The following is a 20,861-nucleotide window of genomic DNA, read 5'->3' as shown; positions in this document are numbered from 1 at the left end:
TCAAGCAGTTCAAGCAGTTCAAGCAGTTCAAGCAGTTCAAGCAGTTCAAGCAGTTCAAGCAGTTCAAGCAGTTCAGACAGTTCAACTTTGACAGCTTATTATACCAGCTATGATGCACTTACACTATTTAGCTCTTCAGAGGATTTACCAGAAAAAAATAACCAGGAGTCAACCATTTCCCTAACAAAGTGATGATGTACGAGATGTAACATTTAATCTACAGGATTAGACAATTTGTAGAGGGCTTAACGCAATAGTACATACTTAAAATATTCATTAATCACACCCTGTACATCGTAACTTGTATTGATGTGCATATTTAAAGACATATAAACTAGCTTAGATATTAGCATGAATTACTACATACCTATCCAAACAGCAGCCCACATGAGCATCCCATAATAACTGCTCACTAAAAAAGCTCTAAAGCACTCTTTTGGATTTCGATTATGGATAAGCTTGATTTGATAAAGTAATATCCAAGCACCAGCGCACCAAATAAGATAAAATCCAGAATTGGTTTTAAAAAAATAAGCCCAGAGCAGCCACAGTGAATGGAGAGTAAACAACAACACCGCGATTATAAAGCGATCGTATTCAGCAAAATAAATCGCTGTTGATTTCACTCCAATTTTTAAATCATCTTCTTTATCGGTCATGGCGTACATAGTGTCGTAGGCGACTATCCATACGAAATTTATTAACAGCAAAAGAATCAAATTACCATTCATAGGCGCGTATGAAGCAACATAAGCCATAGGGATACCCATTGAAAATGCTAATCCGAGTACAACCTGTGGTGCATTAAAAAAACGTTTACAAAAGGGATAGAGAAAGGTAATAAATAATGAAACCAAGGCCAGATAAAAACAGGCTTGAGGCAGATTGATTAATATAAATAACGAACAAAAAAGCAGAAATATAAGTACTAAAAAAGACTCAAACAAACTGACTTCACCAGATGTTAAAGGCCGTAACTTGGTCCTTGCGACGTATCGGTCAACGTTTCTGTCTGCTATATCATTAATAACACACCCCGCAGACCGCATGAATACGGTACCCAATAAAAATAAGGTGAATAATTTTAACGACGGGTTTCCTTTATTCGCTATCCACAAAGCCCAGGCAGTCGGGTACCAGAGTAATAAAATTCCGACGGGTTTATTTAATCGTGCCAACCGCCAATAAGCACTCCATTTTATCACGTAACAGCCTCTAGTTGGGGTAATAAAATTTCTACCAAATAAAAATGATGTTTCTGATCTACTGTATATTCAGCCAGTCGAACCCAAAGTATTCCGTTAACGGATTTTAAATGGTTTTTGACCCAGTGGAATTCGATGCACTCGGAATCGACAGGATAACAAATCATCTGTATTTTTTGGACTCTGGGTTCTCCAAAAATTAAATTTCGAATTGATTCGTTGCTCAATCGATTAAAAAAATCCTGATGTGAATCATAACAACTTTGAGGAATAATAGTACGAGCATACCAATACTCAACCCCATTATTTTTCATCAATATTTCTCTTAAAAAAACACGATCATTCTGTATGTGCAGCACATATCTAGTCCACCAGTCAGTAGAAGCCCAATTTTGAAAAACACGATCCAGTTCAGCAGATCCCATAGACGAAATTAATTTCTCTGTAAGAGAATCCTCATATTCCAACCATTTCTTGAGCGATGCAGAGGCTGTGGATTGAATTGTATATAAAGGCAGGTTGTTGATGAACATAGATACTTTTACCGGATAACCAATCGCTAGAATAGTACAAAATTAACGAAATTGGGACAAGTAAATTCCTTAATCGATGATCAATTTTTTTGCTTCAGCAACATTCACATAACCAAAGTAGCTCTATATATACAAGGAATCAATTTCAGAGTGCACAACAGTTCCTTAAATGAGTATTATAAAGCAACACACATTCAGTGTTTCGCTTTATATTACATAGTTCAGACTGGAACGCTCGATGCCGGGTAGGAATGTTCTTCATCATCCGAATCAGGTTCATTCATTTCGGACCTGACCTGAGTGAACAACTGATGTGATGGACAGTATGTCGCTTTTTGCTTCAAACTAAAAAGTTCCGCCGGCTTTACAAAATGCAACGCACGGATTGCTGAATCTTTATTATCAAATACGTGCAACAATCTGTTTTCATCAATTTTTGCAAAATCAGTCAAAACCATCCCCTTTTTAAGCAAACAAACCAGAAGATCATGGTGAAAACACAAGGTCATTAATTTTATATTGGTCATACCAGGCAGCTTTCGAAACGACTCCAAAGGACACCCTTTTTTCATAAGAAAATGAGCAAACCGTTGTTCCCGGTAATAAACAGGATTAATGCCTATGGGAATGGAAACAGCTTCATCATATTTCCGTTCTGGAAAAGTGGGGGCTAATTTTTTGGTGATAACAAAATTAAGTTCGGGGCAGTATAGTCTTCTGGTGATAAAACCAGACAAATCGGAACGGCACTCAGGAAGATGATACCAATCATGAATTAATCGTTCAGGACTCACTTTGTTGATTTCAGCATCCAGTGTGATTTTCTCTTCCTCCTGAGGCCTATCAACTCTTAGGGTCATGAGCGCCAACTCTCCATTTTTTTTATGACGATAGCTTATCTCGCATCGGTTATTGGCATACCTTATATTAAACAGACCACCGAAAGTCCGCGCTGTTCCTTGTGTAGGTGGCCACTCAGGAAAGCGAAACTCCATTTTGGGAACAGGGGGTGCGGTGTGATTTTTTCCAGTGATTTGCTCCAAAGTCACAAGGCTCAAGATGTCCTGCAAATTTATTAAAGTAAGTAACTCTGGTTTCATCTCTTTTATTTGCTGCAAGCTGACTCCTTGTTTTAAAAGAGTAGTGAAATTGAATTGATGTTCTGCAAGCAGCGATATTCTACTTTCACTAAAGTGATGCTCATGTCGCAACATCTCCACAGTCAGATGATGAGAAGCAAGACACTGAACAAAACGTACTTCATCAAAATAAGTGTTCGAGGTTCCTTTGAACTCTTCTTTAATACTCAATATGCCTGCTGCTGAAATAAATTGCTCAAAATACTCATCGACTTCTCCCTCAGTCGTAAATACTATAGCAAGATGTTGTTTCGTGGCATATTTTATTATCACTCCAGGAGCTTTTTTGGTATGCCAGACATTGACCAAAACTTCATTTTCTCCTGGTACAGCTTCTTTAAATATGGGCAATAATATAAGCTCATTAAGTTTATAAAAGGCAAATTTCCCTTCTAAAATGGATTTATCTTTTTTATTTAGACTAACCATTATAGTTTTATCTTTTCGAGATAAAGTGACATTGTACCCATCGATATCTGCAGACAAATCATCAGAATTCATCATGTTAAAATTCCCTTTAACCAGCAAAAGCTGCATCATCACAACGATGCTGCTACTCTATCGTATCTTATCTAATTTTGACAATACCTTGGGGTATGTTGACAATTGGCCCGCTCCGTACAAGTGTATTGGTTTTTCCTGGCTCTTGATTACATCCTTACCCATACCTCAACGATTTCTTTGGATATGATCTCAGGATTCGGGACAAGAGCGCGAGAACATAAGATCAATTATGTCTCAATATCAATCAGTTGCTATGACTGAATAAATAGGAAGCGAATTCCCAAAATATAACCATGAGGTTCAAAGTTTTTATGCCAATCCAATGGTTCCCGCGATCTTCGCCGCGGGAATTCGGTTGAGATGGAGATTACAGACGCCTTTCGGATTTCCAAGATGTACAGACAATTCAGGTACAATCCCCGGCACCTTAAAAGTAAGAATCAATTGCCAACCCTGAACTACAACCTCAAAATGACTCCATCATCATATCGTTAATTCTTACTCTGCCCAACCGGTTTACAATGATCTTTATTTTTTCAAGCGTACGAGTATTCGTTAAAGTAAAGGTCCCATTGCTTATCCCATGTGCGGTATCAGGAGAAAACGCTATTTTATGTGTCGAGCGAACACCCGCCCACTTTATCGTCCAATGACGATAATTCCATTGCCATTGATGAAGAACTTCATCCTCAGCCACTTTTTTATTAAAGCGTGTTAAAACCACCCCTTTTGACCAATTAAAATCTGGATCCAGCGGAGCAAGGTACACAATATGGCCTCGACTAACAGCTTGAAGCCGAGCATATTGTACGATAGATCTGATGTTATCTATTAATGCCTGCTTTTCATTGTTATCTCTCAATTGACTTGATGAGCTGATACTTATCAAGGCGAATCCGGTTATCAGAATTAAAACAAACACGAGCTCTATAGATGTAAATCCTTTTGTTTTCATAAGAAGAGCTCAATTAATGCAGTTCTGATTTGATGGAATGGAGTATCTTAAATAGTTCTCGTTTTTCCCCTGGATTACTAATTAATTGTTCCGGTGATGCACCAGATAATATTGGGCATTGAAGCTGATCAGAATAGTTGAATTCACTATGCTCAGAACCTAATATTAAAATCGCTTTAGGATGGTTCTTACGAGAAAAAGAAACGTTGTGTAATGAGTCACTGACGAGTATTTCAGAATCATTCAACCCAAGATATGCAATCATTTTATTTAAAAGACTGGCTGCTTTATTGTTTAATTGAGGCTGTATAATAATGATAAGTGAAGGCGAATCAGAAACAGGTTCATCTGTAGAATGTTCCAAATCGGAACAGCTCTCTTTACTTACCCAGGGAGTAATGCCTAATTGCTTCAAGTAATAAAGAGTTAGATTGCTGTACATACCAGTTTTAAATCAAAAAAAATGAGTATATCTTGAAAACCCGGTATAGTCAGCATCTAAATAATGAAATCCTCTGTACATGACAAAAAAGCGGTCTTGCCCGCAAAGGCGGGCATCCATTCATCAAAATAAACCGAAGCCAAACAGCCTTCCTGTGTGCCATTTAAAACGCTCAAAGCGACACAAAACTTTTGATACCACTGCTCAATAAAGGAAAACCTCTGTTGGTTGGTTTTTTGGATTAAATATTCACCTACCTGATCAATTACAAACAACAACTACTCAATCAACGTGGTATTATTGACACGATTTTTGTTTGTGCAAAAGTAATACAATTCATCCGTACTTTATACGGTTACAATAGTATTTTGTTACCCGCTAAAATAGTTCTATTTTTGATTCAGGCATATAAGGAACAGAGCAATACAAAGCTCTTAGTGTTTTGGCCTTCGTTTCTCTAATCTGTTGATTACTCCATAATGGCAACTTAGTGGTAAAACATTTGATGGTTCAGGAATGTGAGTCTATTAACTCTATTTAACTCTATTGAGGCAGTTTTTTATGTACGGTGATGCTCTTTTTATGTTTGGTATTCATGCAAAATTTGCTCAAATTAAAAAATCCCGATTCATGGGAAAGAAAGTTGTAACGCACTACTATGACGATCATTGGAAAAGAATAGAATGTGGAACTTCTGTCAGAATTGCTGTTGAAAAAAAAAGGGGAGCAATCGAGCTTCATACTGTTTATTTCGATCATACCGGGACCCAATGCGGCACATCAAAAAGCACTTTTTCGGATGGCTATCTCCCTAAATATACAACAATCTATTATAACCAAAGAGGACAAAAGGTGGGCAGCTCAAGTTCGATATTATATAAAAATGATTCGGAACATTTCCGTACCACATATAAAGATGATGAAGGAAGAATTTTTGCTGATTCAAAATCCTACAGTGCCGGTTCCGATTACAATGAAACTACTTATAGAGTAGATGCTCGTAACAAGGTACTGCCCATGCGGGAGGAGTTAGCAACAATTTCTTATGGTTCTTTTTATCAGCAACCAAAACCAAAAAGAAAAACGCCCCTTCCTATGCCAACTCCGAGGATTTATAGCCCAAATCATCGATATGTTCACCCATTAGATTATCCAAGTTTATACGACAGTTATAGTGAATTTAGTAAAAATCCAAGAGCTATAAATGCGATTTTCCAACCCTCAGTCAGCCTGGAGGAAACATTGTTACTATTGCACAACCGGGCAAGCAGATCTCCCACTGGACCCGCTGCTGCGGTTCTTCGTATTTTTCAGATCACAATAAAAATCGAAGATCGCAACAACAAGGATTTCCTGATACATATCTTTACTGATGAAAAATTGTTTTCCAAAGCGAGATTACCTATAGAAGTCTTACGTAATACAAAAATTCCCATAGCCAGAAGAGTATCTCCTGATGACGATAGCTGCTGTTGTATTTCGGGGCTTGCCAGTCTGTTTGGCAGGGGTAGTTAATCTTTTAACTTTTTCTATTAACAGCCAGGGAAAACATGGCATTAGTCATCATTTTGATGATTTAGCGTTTATTAAACCCCAGCTCGGGATTTTTACAACAATATTGGCATCATAACTTTCCGAATTTACCAAGTTATAATCGATTTATTGAATTGATATCACGTTCTGTCTTCCCATTAACCCTATTCACGCCACTCAATGGCGAGCAAACTCACTAGCTAAACATAGGCCGATCCCTTTCCATGCTACCGTCACTAAAGTCATCATAAAAAACTCCTTTTTTTATAGTTTGCATCGGCTCCAATTTGTCTTTTAAATGAAACAACAATTGGGTAGCTGCAGCATGCTGACCTTTATTTAATAATTTAAATACCCTTAATGTTTGAGGTAAAGATAAATCCCATTCAGCATAATATTCAGGCTTGAGTAATTTTATCGTATTAAATGGAAGTGTTTCTATTTCTTTTAGAGTTTTGAACAGCGTTTGCCTGGGATTATTCCTCAACTCTTTAATTAAATTGATAATGATATGTAGAATAATATGCGTTTGATTTTTAATCTTGGCAAAATGATCCAGACATATATAAGGATTATGTATTTTTAAGGAATGGCGAGCATACTCAAGAGCGTTCTTGTCATTACTTGAGCGCACCAAATCCGGTGATAATTTAAGAAATATCGGATATAAAGCATGTAATACATCATGATGTTCTAATTCCAAACTCGAGTGATGATGAAAAACTGCATTACCAAAAAAGGTAAGCGGACTTTGTTCAGAATCCTCACTATTCTTTAGGTTAAATTTATCGACGTGTTCTTCTTTCTTATTTTTGTTTACTTCGTCTGATTTTTTATGAAAAGAGGACAAGGGGCCAAAATATAAAGATCTCAATTCAAGCGATTGCTTCATTAATGCAGTGCGGTTTGGTAATGTAGATTGTGATATCAAATTATTTACAATATCAAACCAATGTTTATCTCCTCGATAACAACAATATGCTAACAAATCTCCTAAAGAATTGAATGTTGAATACATCAATTCCTGATTTTTATTAGTGCAGTTCTCCTTTGTTCCATAACGAGCTTTCAAATAATCCTGTGTTGCTTCATATCCCCTTTCAATCATTTTAAGCTGACTTTCTATCGCCACACTGAATCCTGAAGTTGGAATATCATCAACATTGGGAACTATAGCTTGATGAGCATATTGTCTTAATTTCAATCGATCTTTAACCCATCCGCTGGCCGGATCATTAACGCCCGTTATGAAACTGTATATCCAATTAAGAACCACATTTTCTCGATACACTTTTTGCATAATGCGATCGATTGCAGTTCTTTCAGTGCCATTATCGAATTGGACGGCAAGAAGTTTCAAATCATTTCCATGCTCTGATTCAAGCAATGTAGAATGATCATCAGAAAACACTTCTGTTGGAAAATTGCTTAAAATTCCACCATCATTATGAGCTTCACCATCAATCAATTCAGCTTTATAAACAATAGGAAATTTAGCTGATACTTCTACTGATTTTGTAAATTCCATATCAGGTGTTCTGGCCAATGAAAAATAGGTCGTTTTACCTTGTTTTTTATTGGTTGCGGTAACCGTAATTTCCTTACCTAAACCACAACCAGGACATTGTTTTCTAATATCATCCAACGTTCTGTAGGTAATTACTCCTTGCGGAAAAGGGATGTTAAATTGAGCAACAATTTCCTTTAACTTGTTGATTAGTGCGTAATCCAGCGCTGCTTTTAAAGAATCAGAACCCGATAAACCATCAAAATCGATATCATAATGAACTAAATGCTCTTGCTTGAAATTACGAAAAAGTACTGCAATTTCAGCTGCAGAATAACCTAAATAACACAGCATGGCCATAATCGCACCGGCAGAACTTCCTGCGAAACGATTGGGTTTGATGTTGGCCTCATTAAGTGCTTTCCAGACGCCTACATGCGCAAAAATTTTGGCTCCACCGCCACAAAAAACAAGATTCTCTATGTCCGGTTTGTTTTCTCTAACAATGATTTCTTTTGTCACAGAACGTTGAAATATCTTTATGGTATTTGTTTCATATAACAAAGATAAAGCATTATTTGGCACAATCTGTTCACTGCGGACAGACTCCTTTACAAACCAGGAGTAAATCCAATTCCATAATCTGATATACCAAGCGTCATATGCATTTAAATTATGAGTTTTTCTGTATGAACTCATTTCTTGAAACCGTGCAGCTGGATTGATAACATCAATAGCTTGGGGGTGGGCACGTTTACATATCACTTCAGGGCGAATATTTTTGAAATGTTCATTAACTAATTGATCAACCAATTCATTGGTTATAATCACTCTTTTTGTATTACCTAGCGGTTCACTTCGAGAATCTTCAGGATCTTTATATTTTGTTCCTGTTGGAGGTGCAAGAAATTGGTTAAAACCAATTAAAATTCCCTTGTCGCCATGACTAATTTCAACTCCAGTCAACTGATAGTGAAGTGACAGCTCTAAATCAGTGATTTTCCAATAATCGGATTGATTGTTACTCAACCAGTTATTTAAAGTATTCCACCAACTCAATCTCTGCTCAGCGGTGTAACCACGATATTCATTTACATTAACGCTACTGAAATATACTTTTTGTTTTTCATTTTGATGAGGCGCAAGCAGCCACTGGAGAAATAGCTCTTTTTTTTCTTCACTAAGCCTGGAAAAGTCGAACATCATTCGTTCGTTATCGAACAGGTAGTTACCCAAGGCAATTTTATTATCTGGAGCCAATCCATTAACTCTTAGGCGGCCTAGATAAGCAGTTATAATTATTTTTTTTAGAAGCTCTAAATTTTTAGGGTATTTTGTGTCAGATTCCAGCAGCTGACTTATTATGTGCTGTGGGGTCATCACTTCATCCTTAAGTCTGAAAATCCGTTAAAAAAGCATCAGGAACAACGCTGGTCTTTTTAAAATATTCATTAATTCTCAATACAACAATTATCATAAATTTCCACGGATTAAAATAGAACAAAGTAATTCTAAGAGAAATGGCCATAAATTATACCATATGACCAATAGATTTAATAGGTGGGTTAAGATATATCAGACAGGATTTTATTAATAATTTCTGCAGGATTGGGCGCTTGGGTAATTGGTCTGCCAATGACTAAATAGTCGGTTCCTTCACTAGCGGCTTGTTTAGGCGTCATAATCCGTGATTGATCATCATTCGAATCATTAGATAATCTGATCCCCGGAGTTACCGTAATAAAATCATCCCCACACTGGTGCTTAATGGTTCTGACTTCATGAGCTGAACTAACAACACCATCAAGGCCTGCATTTCTTGCAAGCTGAGCCAGCATGAGTACTTCATTTGCTAATTGGTTATTAATGCCAACATCACGCAATTCGTGTTCAACATGGCTGGTTAATATTGTGACGGCTATTAATAGCGGTCGTTCATTTCCATACCCTTCCAGAGCTTGCCTTGCGGCATTCATCATCTTGATGCCACCCAGAGCGTGAACATTCATCATCCAGACGCCCAAATCTGCAGCTGCTTTACATGCCTGAGCTACGGTATTAGGAATATCATGAAATTTTAAATCCAAAAAGACTTTAAAATTTCGATCAACCAATTGTTTTACAAAATTCGCACCATAAAGAGTAAACAGTTCACTGCCCACTTTTAATCCACAGTTTTGTGGATTAATCGAATCAACAAGTGATAACGCAAGATGTTCCTCATTAAAATCAAGGGCGACAATTAGTTGAGAAGTCATTTAAACAACTGCCTCTTGTTGAGCTAGCAAAGCTTTCTTTACCGCTGTCACTACGTTCATTTGTTCTTCTATTTGTAAATATGGGTGCATAGGCAAACTAATGACCCGATTACTCGCCAACTCAGCAAATGGAAAATCACCAGTACGGTAATTCAGATAACTTAATGCTTTTTGATGATGCATAGCTACAGGATAATGAACTGCTGTTGGAATCCCTGACGCCTGCATTGATTTTTGAAACTCATCTCTATTGTCTACTTCAATGGTGTATTGAGCGTACACACTGGTATTGTGGCTTTTTATAAATGGAGTCCTGACCAAAGGCTCCAGAAGTTCATTGTATCGCTGTGCTACTTTTTGACGAAGAATGATCTCATCAGGAAATATCTTCATTTTTTCAATCAAAACAGCCGCCTGAATTGTATCCATACGCCCATTAATTCCTACTCGACTATGACAATAGCGTGCATTTTGGCCGTGTATTCTGATTTCAATTAATCGTTGTGCCAAAGTATCATCATTGGTAAAACAAGCTCCTGAATCTCCATAGCCGCCTAAAGGTTTGGACGGGAAAAAACTCGTACAACCAATAGTAGTTAAAGCACAGGAATATTTATTTTTATAGGTAGCTCCAAAACTTTGGGCGGCATCTTCTATAACAGGAATTCCATACTGAGCAGCAATAGCATTGATTTCATCATAATCAGCACATTGACCGTACAGAGCTACAGGCATTATTGCTTTTGTTTTTTTAGTAATTGCTGCTTCTAATTTTTTAGGGTCAAGATTATACGTCAGGGGATCAATGTCTACAAAAACCGGTGTAGCATGACACAGGCTGATGACTTCGGCTGTTGCAAAAAAACTAAATGGGCTGGTAATAACTTCATCACCCGGCTGAATATCCAAAGCCATTAAGGCCATTAATAAGGCATCAGTCCCACTGGAATTAACAATAGCATGCTTAACTCCTATAAAAGATGCTAATTGCTTTTCAAGCTCGGTAATCTCAGGCCCCATAATGTACTGGCCATGATCTAGTACATTTTTTATACTTTTAAGTACGTCATTTTCGATCAATGAATATTGTTTTTTCAAGTCAATAAATTGCATTATAGTCTCATAATTTGTATGTAATTTTATTTAATATCAATAGGTTAGTAAAACACTCAATAACTTATTAAACCATCCAGTCAGGAACTTCCTTAACGCATTGGCAAATCTTCTAAAACTGTCCAAGAATCACGCGCTTAGAAAAAATCGCTCGTTGCCTTGAGAATGCTCAGTTCACCGTATTTTAAAAGTTACTCTCTCAAAATCGGCCTATTTTATAAGTCCAATAAAGAAATTCAAAAGCAAACCTATCCTAATCACCCTCTAAACCATGAATTGGTTTCATTCTACCCCACTGTTTACAACTTGGACAATGCCAATGCAAATGTTTGCCACCAAATCCGCAATGACCGCATCGATAAACAGGTTTATTGTCTAAAAATTTACTTGTAATATCATAAAGCATCTGTAATTTATCGCGTACTTTTCCATGAGCAGACTCCAGATGCCAATAAATCAATCGATTTAATCCCCGAATTGAAGGATGCTTGCTCAGTTTATCTGCAACAAAATCAATTGCGGTATCCATATTTTTAGTCTGGCGTAAATATTCAGCAATGACGAAAATCACAGAGGCTCTGGGATGTTCAACCAGAGTCTGTTCCAGATAATGAATACAATCTGCCATTGTATCCAGTTCCTTATGACAGAAAACCAAAGGTTCAATAATTTCAGTCAAAAATTCAGCATCTTGAAGAGGCACTCTCTTTAAAGAGCGTATTGCTTGTTTGTATCTTCCCTCTTTCATTTCGATACTTGCATTCATTAAACTGGCTCTAACTGATTGTGAGTCAACATTCATTGCCTGTTTAATACAATATAATGCTCTATCCAGAGCATTGACTTTTAAAGCCTGACTCGCCATTTCACAGTAATAATGTGCGGCCTGATTGTGTAAGCTGTTCCCAGTTGAAATTTCCAGTTTTTTAATAACATCCAATGCTTTTTCCCAAGCCTTTTCCTGTTGGTAAATAGCCAACAACCCTTGCAAGCTACTGGTTTCCTTGCTTCCCCCTAATTCGACAACCTCAAGGAATATGCGTTCCGCGCGATCAAACACTCCTGCGCTCATATAGTCCTGGCCTAAAGCCATTAACGCCTCTTTTCGTTGTAAGATACTAAGCTGAGGGCGTGCAATCAAATTCTGGTGGATTCGGATAGCCCTATCGACCTCACCACGCCGACGAAACAAACTGCCTAATGCCAAATGAGTTTCTACAGTATCACTATCAACTTCCAGTAATTTAATAAATATATCTACGGCTTTATCCGATTGTTCGTTTAATAAATAATTTAATCCAACAACATATTCTCGAGACAAACGGTTAGATACATGAGTATTTTTTTCAGAATTACTACGATGTGCGACCCACCATCCTGACCAGGCAGCAGCAGGCAATAATAGTGGCCATAAATTAATCATTTATTAATTTCCCTCTCTTTGCATATCGAGTTCCTGGTAATAAAGGAATTAATGTTGATCCTGTAAAGGAATAGATCGTAAATTTTTAATTTCTTTTTCAGTAAGTTTCAATTGATTTTTTATTCTATGACATTCAATTTTTAAACGCCAATATCTGCCGATAAACAGTATAAATCCTATAAATATACCAACACCCAACATGACTGTCATCAATACGGATATAGGCATGGACACTGTTTTAAAATAAAAGTTCACAGCGACCGAAGAAGCATTTAAAGCAGCAAAACTAACACCAATAATAATTAGTACAATATAAGTAACCAGCATTAATATGCGCATTCAGGAATCCTTGTATCTTCAAACTGCCTCATCATAACATGATCATTTCAAATAAGTCAGTTGAAATGAACTTTAAATAAATGGAATTATCACTTAATTAAATGGTGCAGATTCGGTATATAACGACACCATTTAAATTAATATAATTGAATGGTACTAAGGTTTATTGACAATTCATTATGTTCAAGCCTACTTTCCGCGACTGGTTCGCGGAATCGATAGACCGTGCGCAAAACAAGAATATATTGCGCCTATAAAGAGTGAATTGGATCCCGCGAACAAGTCGCGGGACGTCGAAACTTGAATTGTCAACAGACCTTAATAAACTGACTTTCAGCAGTTTTTACATCCCCTTATTTTTAAATAAAAAAAGCGTAGTCAATAACTACGCTTTTTTATGTTGTGACCGTTTAGAGACTATTCGCCTTCTTTACTGGCCATTTTTTCTTTCAATAAATCACCAAGAGTTGTTGAAGTACCTTCAGCTCTTGAGTATTTCTTAATTGCTTCAGCTTCATCTTGTGCATCTTTAGCTTTAACAGAAAGGCTAATTGAGCGATTTTTTCTGTCAACATTGATGATTTTGGCTTCAATTTCATCACCCTCTTTAACAAGAGTGGTGGCGTCATCAACACGTTCATCAGAAAGCTCACTGGCACGAATAGTACCGGTAATGTCATCGGCTAATGCAACAGTAACTGATTTAGCATCAACTGCTGTTACAGTACCTTTAACAATGGCACCTTTAGTGTATGAATCAGCAAAACTGGTGAAGTTATCCCCTTCAAGCTGCTTTAAGCCTAAAGAAATACGCTCACGCTCAGGATCAATAGCCAGAATAACTGCTTCTAACTCCTGACCTTTCTTAAATTGTTTCACTGCTTCTTCGCCAGGTACAGTCCAGGAAATATCAGACAAGTGAACCAGACCGTCAATTTCTCCATCCAGGCCAATAAAGATACCAAAGTCAGTAATTGAACGAATTTTACCACTAACTTTTTGACCTTTGCTGTGAGATGCAGCAAATTGTTGCCAAGGATTGCCAACACATTGCTTCATACCTAAAGAGATACGACGTCTGTCTTCATCAATTTCAAGAACCATAACATCGACTACATCACCCATTGAAACGACTTTACTTGGATGAACGTTTTTGTTGGTCCAATCCATTTCGGACATGTGTACCAGACCTTCAACGCCTTCTTCAATTTCAACAAAGCAACCGTAATCAGTAATGTTGGTTACTTTACCTTGTAAACGTTTGGTTAAGGGATAACGCTCTACCAAATCAACCCAAGGATCATTGCCTAATTGTTTCATACCTAAAGAAACACGGTTTCTTTCGCTATCAAAACTCAATACTTTTACTTTAACATCCTGGCCTACTGATAATAATTCACTTGGATGTTTAACACGTTTCCAGGAAATATCAGTGATGTGTAACAAGCCGTCAATGCCACCCAGATCGATAAATGCACCGTAATCGGTAAGATTTTTAACGATACCATGAAGCTCTTGGCCATCATGCAGTGACTCAAGCAGAGCCTGTCTGTCTGCACTGCTTTCTTCCTCGACAACTGCACGACGAGAAACAACGATATTGTTTCGCTTCAGATCCATCTTGATTACTTTGAATTCAAGTTCTTTACCTTCAAGGTAAGAAGGATCTCTTACAGGTCTAACATCTACTAACGAACCAGGTAAAAATGCACGTATGGTTCCAATTTCTACGGTAAAGCCACCTTTGACTTTGCCAGAAATGAGACCAGTAACTGTTTCATTATTTTCATGGGATTTGGATAATTTACGCCAGGCTTCCTGACGTTTGGCTTTTTCTCTTGAAAGCAGCGTTTCGCCGTGGCCATCTTCAACTGAATCCAATGCCACTTCGACAGTATCACCCAGGCTAATTTCCAGTGCGCCATCTTTGTCATAAAATTCTTCTACGGCTACAATACCTTCGGATTTTAATCCAGCATTTAAAGTGACGTAGTCATCATCTATACCAATAACTTTGGCAGTAATAATCGCACCAGGATAAAATTGAGCGCCGATAATACTTTGCTCAAATAGTTCTTTGAAACTTTCAGACATGTTAATAAACTCTTTAGTAAAAAAATGAAAGAATGAGTTCCGCTCACCTTTCCCCCAACAAACAACACTCTATAAACTTTTCAATCGTTCATCCAATAATTTTAATACATTATTGAACACTTGTACAATTGATAATCCAGTTGTATCGATCTGCACTGCATCCTCTGCCGGTTTCAGCGGAGCATGAGTCCGTGCGGTATCCCTTGTATCACGTTTAACCAGTTCTTCAACAACCTGGGCGAGGCTAACATTAATTCCTTTATCTTTCAACTGTAAATACCGTCTATTTGCTCTTTCTTCCTCATTTGCGTAGAGAAATATTTTCAAAATAGCGTCAGGAAATACCACTGTACCCATATCCCTTCCATCAGTAACCAAACCGGGAAGCTGGGCAAAATCTCGTTGCCGTTCAAGTAAAGCTTGTCTTACCTCAGGAATCACCGCAATTTTCGAAGCATCCTGACCGCATTGTTCACTACGAATAGGCTGTGACACATCTTTATTATCTAGAATGACTTTGGTTTCATTCAGTTCAGAGGATTCAAAACGTAAATCCAGAGTCACTGCCAAATCAATCAAAGGATTGATATCATTAAAGTCCAGTCCTTTTTGTCTGGCTGCATAGGCAAGAACACGGTAAATAGCGCCACTGTCCAGCATATTCCAATTAAGATGTTTCGCAAGCAAATGACAAATCGTTCCTTTACCGGTTCCACTAGGTCCATCCAACGTAATCACGGGTACATTTTTATCAAACATTATCAATTATGTCCTCTATTCTAAAATCAAGGGTATTGGCTGTTGTTACAAAATCAGGAAATGAAGTGGCTACATTGGCGCAATTAAGGACAGTTACGGGGTTTTGAGCTACTGCGCCTGCGATTGCAAAAGACATTGCAATGCGGTGATCGCCAAAGCTGTCCACTACGCCGCCCTTGAGCATCCCGCCTTTAATCTGTATTCCGTCATCAAATACACACACATCAATACCTAACTGTTCTAATCCTTTTGCCATGGATCCAATGCGGTCACTCTCTTTCAAACGTAACTCTTTAGCACCGCGAAGAGTAGTTACTCCATCAGCACAGGCAGCGGCGATAAACAATACAGGAAACTCGTCTATTGCAAGAGGTACCATCTCCTCAGCAATGTTAATTCCTTGCAGTTTTGCAGATTTTATGCACAGATCAGCGACAGGCTCCTCGCCATGAAATCGCTTGTTCACAAGAGTTATATCGGCTCCCATTTCCATTAAAATATGTATGACTCCGATACGAGTAGGATTGATCCCGACATTACGAATGATAATATTTGAACCAGGGATAATTGTTGCGGCAACAATAAAAAAGGCAGCTGAGGAGATGTCGCCAGGAACAGTGATGTCGGTACCCTGTAACGTTCCATTTGCGTTGATCTCTATGGTATACCCGTCGTTTCTTACAGGATATGAAAATGTTTTTAACATCCGCTCTGTATGATCTCGACTCACACCGGTTTCTGTAATTCGTGTTGTTCCCTCGGCATAAATACCCGCTAACAAGATGCAGGACTTCACCTGCGCACTGGCCTCAGGCATAACATAGTCAATTGCCTTTAATTTTTGCCCACCTTTAATAGTGATTGGGGGTTTCCCTTCATGAGTATTTACAGAGGCACCCATTTGGCTCAAGGGTTTACTAATACGAAGCATGGGTCTTTTTAATAAACTTTCATCCCCTGTTAATGTGCTGTCAAAATCCTGCGCGGCAAGTAAACCTGCTAACAACCGCATACTGGTTCCTGAATTGCCACAATCTATGATACGAGCCGGTTTTTTTAAACCATGTTTTCCAACACCATGAATCAGCACTCGCTGATTATGAGGTCCCTCAATAGCGACTCCCATTGATTGGAATGCCTTGATTGTAGCGATGCAATCCTCGCCATCAAGAAAACCTTGCACTTCAGTAATACCCTGGGCTATCGCACCAAATATAATTGAGCGATGGGATATAGACTTGTCGCCTGGGACATGGAGTTCACCCTTGATTGAATGGACGGGGTGACTTACAAAATTCAGTCTGCTCACTGGTTATGTTCCTTTGCAAATTCAGTCATGAAATCAATTAAAGCATCAACACCCGCCATTGGCATTGCATTATATAAACTGGCTCTAAGCCCCCCGACATACCGATGACCTTTTAGTGCACATAAACCGCGCTGCTCAGCCAATGCAATAAATTGCTCTTCCAAAGACGGTTGTTTCAGAGAAAAGCAAACGTTCATGAGGGAACGTGCTTCTCTGTCTATAGTCGTCGTATAAAAGTCAGAGGCGTCAAGAAATTGATATAATTTTGCGGCTTTTAAGCAATTTAAACGAAATAATGCTTCTACCCCACCTTGATCCCGAATCCAATCAAACATCTTGGCTGCAAGATAACAGTTGAACACAGGAGGAGTGGCATAAAGCGAATGATGCTTTGCCTGAGTTCTATAATCTAACATCGTGGGTATGACCGGATTGGCTTCCCGTTCTAACAAATCATTGCGCACGATTATCAATGTCAAACCTGCATTGGCAATATTTTTTTGAGCTCCGGCAAAAATCAATCCATATTGCCTGATATCAAGTGGTTCACTAAGCAAACACGAGGTCATATCAGCAATTAAGGGGATACTGCCAGTCTTGGGGATGAAAGGAAACCGGACTCCATTGACCGTTTCGTTAGGAGTGTAATACACATATTGAGTATTATTTTTTATTTCCCAACTTTTAGGATCAGGTATTGATTGATAACCTTTTGACTCTTCATTGAAGCAACAGTAGGCATTTTTTAACATGCTCGCTTCCTGAAAAGCCATGTGAGACCAAATGCCGCTAACCAGGTATCCAGCCTGCTCCCCGGGATGTAAGAAATTCATAGGGATCATGGCAAACTGAGTACGAGCTGCGCCACCAAGAAAAAGAACCTGGTAGTTGTCAGGAATACCAAGCAATTGTCTGAGTGACTGTTCAGCATACTCAAGCATATCCATTACATGGATAGTACGGTGGCCTACTTCAAGAACAGACATTCCGAGGTTGTGCCAATCAAGTAGTTCTTCCTGAGCCGCTTTAAGAACTGGCTCAGGGAGCATTGCTGGTCCTGCACCAAAATTATAAATCCTGGTGTTCATCGTTATTTTCTTCAGTATCGGTTGCTGATTCTTCCAATTCCTCAGTCTCTTCACCCAAATCTTCAATTTTTTGCATGCCCACAACCAACTCTCCAGAACTGACGTTGATTAAACGGACTCCTTGAGTATTTCGCCCGATAACGGATAGCTCATTGACCTTAAAGCGCACTAATGTTCCTTTATCGGTAATCAACATCGCTTCATCGCCATCAGTAACCTGTATTGAACGGACTACTTTACCGTTTCGCTCGGTGACCTGAATTGAAATAACACCTTGCCCACCTCTACCGGATACACGATATTCGTCAATATCCGTGCGTTTTCCATATCCATTTTCTGTGGCAGTTAAAATAGTACCGTTTGGATGAACAACAACAAGAGATTTAACCTCTTGTCCCTCTTCAATTCTAATTCCTCGCACTCCACGAGCAGTGCGCCCCATCGGCCGTACTTTACTTTCAGCAAAACGTATGACTTTTCCTGCATCAGTGAACAGCATGATGTCACGTTCACCATCAGTTATATCGACACCGACCAAGCTGTCGTCTTCATCCAAATCTACAGCAATAATACCGTTTGAGCGCGGACGACTAAAGGCATCCAGAGGTACCTTTTTGACAGTTCCTTTTTTGGTTGCCATAAATACATAAGACCCATCTGTGTATTCACGAACAGGAAGCATCGCATTGATTTCTTCACCTTCTGCTAGTGGAAGGATGTTTATTATCGGACGTCCACGTGAAATGCGGCTAGCCAAAGGAAGCTGATATGCTTTTAACCAATAGAGTTTACCGTGGTTAGAAAAACACAATAAGGTATCATGTGTACTTGCAATAACAAGACGCGCAACAAAATCTTCATCTTTAACGTGAGTTGCAGATTTTCCTTTACCGCCCCGACGCTGGGCTTGATATGCGGATATGGGCTGATATTTTACATAGCCTTGATGAGATAAAGTGACCACCACGTCTTCTTCAGTGATCAAATCTTCTATGGTTAAATCTTCCTGAGAAGCAGTTATCTCAGTACGTCGCTCATCACCAAACTGAGTTTTAATATCAATTAATTCTTCACGAATCACCTGCATTAATCGCTCTGGAGATGCCAGAATATCCAATAGCTCTTTAATTAACTTCAATAGCTCTTCAAATTCATTCAGAATTTTATCCTGTTCAAGAGCGGTCAACCGGTGCAATCTTAATTCAAGTATCGCCTGTGCCTGAGCTGCTGACAATCTGTATCCGTCTGCGTTTAAACCGAACTCATCAGTTAAATCATCAGGCCTTGATGCATTGGAACCGGCTTTATCAAGCATTGCTTTAACCAGACCAGGTTGCCAGGATTTAGCTAGTAATGCCTCTTTCGCCTCTTGCGGGGTTGGCGATTGTTTAATTAGAGCAATCATTTCATCTATATTTGCCAATGCAATGCCTAAACCTTCCAACAAATGCGCACGAGCTCTGGCTTTTTTCAATTCAAAAAGGGTACGTCGAGTCACTACTTCACGACGATGCTTAATAAAATACTCCAGTATCTGTTTTAAGTTCAGGGTACGTGGCTGTCCATCTACCAGCGCAACCATGTTTATACCAAAAACATTTTGCATTTGGGTATGAGCAAACAGGTTATTTAAAATGACATCTGCAACTTCATTTCTTTTTAATTCAATAACAACACGCATGCCCTGTTTATCAGACTCATCTCTAAGTCCGGAAATTCCTTCGATTTTCTTATCTCGGACCAGTTCAGCAATACGCTCTACCAAACGAGCTTTATTAACCTGATAAGGTAGCTCGTGAATAATAATTGCCTGACGGCCTGAATTCTCGTCCGTTTCAATTTCGGTTCGGGCACGAATAATAACCCGCCCCTTGCCGGTACGATAACCTTGTATAATACCCGCGCGACCATTAATTATCGCAGCAGTTGGAAAATCCGGACCGGGTATGATATCCATAATATCTTCAAGACTTGTATCCGGATCATCAACCAAGGCAACACACGCATTAATTACTTCTGTCAAGTTATGCGGTGGTATATTGGTTGCCATACCTACAGCAATTCCAGAGGAGCCATTGACTAACAAATTGGGAATGCGCGATGGTAAAACAACAGGTGCAAATTCTGTTTCGTCATAGTTTGGACTAAAGTCAACGGTTTCTTTGTCCAAATCAGCCAGTAATGCATGTGCCACTTTAGACATACGAACTTCCGTATATCGCATGGCAGCGGGAGCATCACCATCAACGGAACCGAAGTTACCTTGTCCATCAACCAAGAGATATCGCATTGAAAAAGGCTGTGCCATACGCACGATGGTATCATAAACCGCCGTATCCCCATGCGGATGGTATTTACCGATGACATCCCCGACAACACGTGCGGATTTTTTATAAGGTTTATTCCAGTCATTACCCAATTCACTCATAGCATAAAGTACACGTCTGTGTACGGGTTTCAACCCATCACGTACATCAGGCAAAGCCCTACCTACTATGACGCTCATCGCGTAATCCAGATAGGATTGTTTTAATTCGTCTTCAATATTTACGGGTAAGACTTCTTTGGCTAAATAAACCATGATTTGGACGTATCCTTATTCGATGATTAATATTAATTTTGGGTAAGAGAATACCATACCGACGGGTGTAATTGAATCA

Annotated in this window: 17 protein-coding genes; 2 read left to right on the top strand and 15 right to left on the bottom strand. The window is 38.7% G+C overall.

Translation table 11 applies throughout. The features are described from left to right. Window positions 1-192, top strand: a 192-nt coding sequence (locus G543_RS19240) for a hypothetical protein (RefSeq protein WP_211219669.1), incomplete at its 5' end; no start/stop codon positions are given. 167 nt (window positions 193-359) lie between these two features. On the opposite strand, the gene ubiA is transcribed toward G543_RS19240, so the two are convergent. From ubiA to G543_RS0110890, 5 genes are all read right to left on the bottom strand, one after another. Next, window positions 360-1,205 (bottom strand): 4-hydroxybenzoate octaprenyltransferase, encoded by an 846-nt coding sequence (gene ubiA, locus G543_RS0110910; protein ID WP_028384540.1) that lies wholly within the window; start codon window positions 1,203-1,205, stop codon window positions 360-362. Beyond that, window positions 1,202-1,738 (bottom strand): chorismate--pyruvate lyase family protein, encoded by a 537-nt coding sequence (locus tag G543_RS0110905; RefSeq protein ID WP_035922089.1) that lies wholly within the window; start codon window positions 1,736-1,738, stop codon window positions 1,202-1,204. The genes ubiA and G543_RS0110905 overlap by 4 nt, the downstream gene beginning before the upstream one ends. A gap of 221 nt (window positions 1,739-1,959) precedes the next feature. Then, a complete protein-coding gene (locus G543_RS0110900) occupies window positions 1,960-3,381 on the bottom strand; it encodes a hypothetical protein (protein WP_133141310.1) in 1,422 nt (473 codons plus the stop codon). Between the two features lie 466 nt (window positions 3,382-3,847). After that, entirely contained in the window at window positions 3,848-4,336 is a 489-nt protein-coding gene (locus tag G543_RS0110895; protein ID WP_028384537.1) for a GspH/FimT family pseudopilin, read from the bottom strand. 13 nt (window positions 4,337-4,349) lie between these two features. Further along, window positions 4,350-4,778, bottom strand: a complete 429-nt coding sequence (locus tag G543_RS0110890; protein ID WP_028384536.1) for a DNA polymerase III subunit psi — start codon at window positions 4,776-4,778, stop codon at window positions 4,350-4,352. A 561-nt stretch (window positions 4,779-5,339) separates the two neighbouring features. On the opposite strand from G543_RS0110890, the gene G543_RS0110880 reads away from it, so the two are divergent. Continuing rightward, window positions 5,340-6,293, top strand: coding sequence for a hypothetical protein (locus tag G543_RS0110880; protein ID WP_028384534.1), 954 nt, complete (start codon window positions 5,340-5,342; stop codon window positions 6,291-6,293). A gap of 214 nt (window positions 6,294-6,507) precedes the next feature. On the opposite strand, the gene vpdC is transcribed toward G543_RS0110880, so the two are convergent. The 10 genes from vpdC to gyrA all read right to left on the bottom strand — a co-directional run bounded on the left by vpdC (window position 6,508) and on the right by gyrA (window position 20,782). Next, window positions 6,508-9,198 (bottom strand): Dot/Icm T4SS effector VpdC, encoded by a 2,691-nt coding sequence (vpdC, locus tag G543_RS0110875; RefSeq protein WP_028384533.1) that lies wholly within the window; start codon window positions 9,196-9,198, stop codon window positions 6,508-6,510. 185 nt (window positions 9,199-9,383) lie between these two features. Then, entirely contained in the window at window positions 9,384-10,076 is a 693-nt protein-coding gene (gene pyrF / locus G543_RS0110865; RefSeq protein ID WP_028384532.1) for an orotidine-5'-phosphate decarboxylase, read from the bottom strand. Then, the gene (locus G543_RS0110860) at window positions 10,077-11,189 is read right to left on the bottom strand and encodes a DegT/DnrJ/EryC1/StrS family aminotransferase (protein WP_028384531.1); all 1,113 of its coding nucleotides are present in this window, start codon (window positions 11,187-11,189) and stop codon (window positions 10,077-10,079) included. Between the two features lie 253 nt (window positions 11,190-11,442). Beyond that, the gene (gene lapB / locus G543_RS0110855; RefSeq protein WP_028384530.1) at window positions 11,443-12,612 is read right to left on the bottom strand and encodes a lipopolysaccharide assembly protein LapB; all 1,170 of its coding nucleotides are present in this window, start codon (window positions 12,610-12,612) and stop codon (window positions 11,443-11,445) included. Window positions 12,613-12,660: 48 nt separating this feature from the next. Next, on the bottom strand, window positions 12,661-12,951 hold the full coding sequence (locus G543_RS0110850) for a LapA family protein (protein ID WP_028384529.1): 291 nt from the start codon (window positions 12,949-12,951) through the stop codon (window positions 12,661-12,663). 417 nt (window positions 12,952-13,368) lie between these two features. Next, window positions 13,369-15,045: a 30S ribosomal protein S1 gene (rpsA, locus tag G543_RS0110845; RefSeq protein ID WP_028384528.1), complete on the bottom strand. Its 1,677-nt coding sequence runs from the start codon at window positions 15,043-15,045 to the stop codon at window positions 13,369-13,371. A gap of 69 nt (window positions 15,046-15,114) precedes the next feature. After that, on the bottom strand, window positions 15,115-15,804 hold the full coding sequence (gene cmk, locus G543_RS0110840) for a (d)CMP kinase (RefSeq protein ID WP_035922085.1): 690 nt from the start codon (window positions 15,802-15,804) through the stop codon (window positions 15,115-15,117). Next, window positions 15,797-17,104, bottom strand: a complete 1,308-nt coding sequence (aroA, locus tag G543_RS0110835) for a 3-phosphoshikimate 1-carboxyvinyltransferase (protein ID WP_028384526.1) — start codon at window positions 17,102-17,104, stop codon at window positions 15,797-15,799. Before aroA ends, cmk begins: the two co-directional genes overlap by 8 nt. Before the next feature lie 5 nt (window positions 17,105-17,109). Next, window positions 17,110-18,201, bottom strand: a complete 1,092-nt coding sequence (serC, locus tag G543_RS0110830; RefSeq protein ID WP_028384525.1) for a 3-phosphoserine/phosphohydroxythreonine transaminase — start codon at window positions 18,199-18,201, stop codon at window positions 17,110-17,112. Continuing rightward, window positions 18,182-20,782 carry a DNA gyrase subunit A gene (gene gyrA / locus G543_RS0110825; RefSeq protein ID WP_028384524.1) on the bottom strand — a complete coding sequence of 867 codons (2,601 nt, stop codon included), beginning with the start codon at window positions 20,780-20,782 and terminating at the stop codon, window positions 18,182-18,184. Before gyrA ends, serC begins: the two co-directional genes overlap by 20 nt. Between the last annotated feature and the right edge of the window lie 79 nt (window positions 20,783-20,861).

The sequence above is a fragment of the Legionella moravica DSM 19234 genome (genome assembly GCF_000423305.1).
Lineage (GTDB): Bacteria > Pseudomonadota > Gammaproteobacteria > Legionellales > Legionellaceae > Legionella > Legionella moravica.
This window is presented reverse-complemented; position numbering and strand designations above follow the sequence as displayed.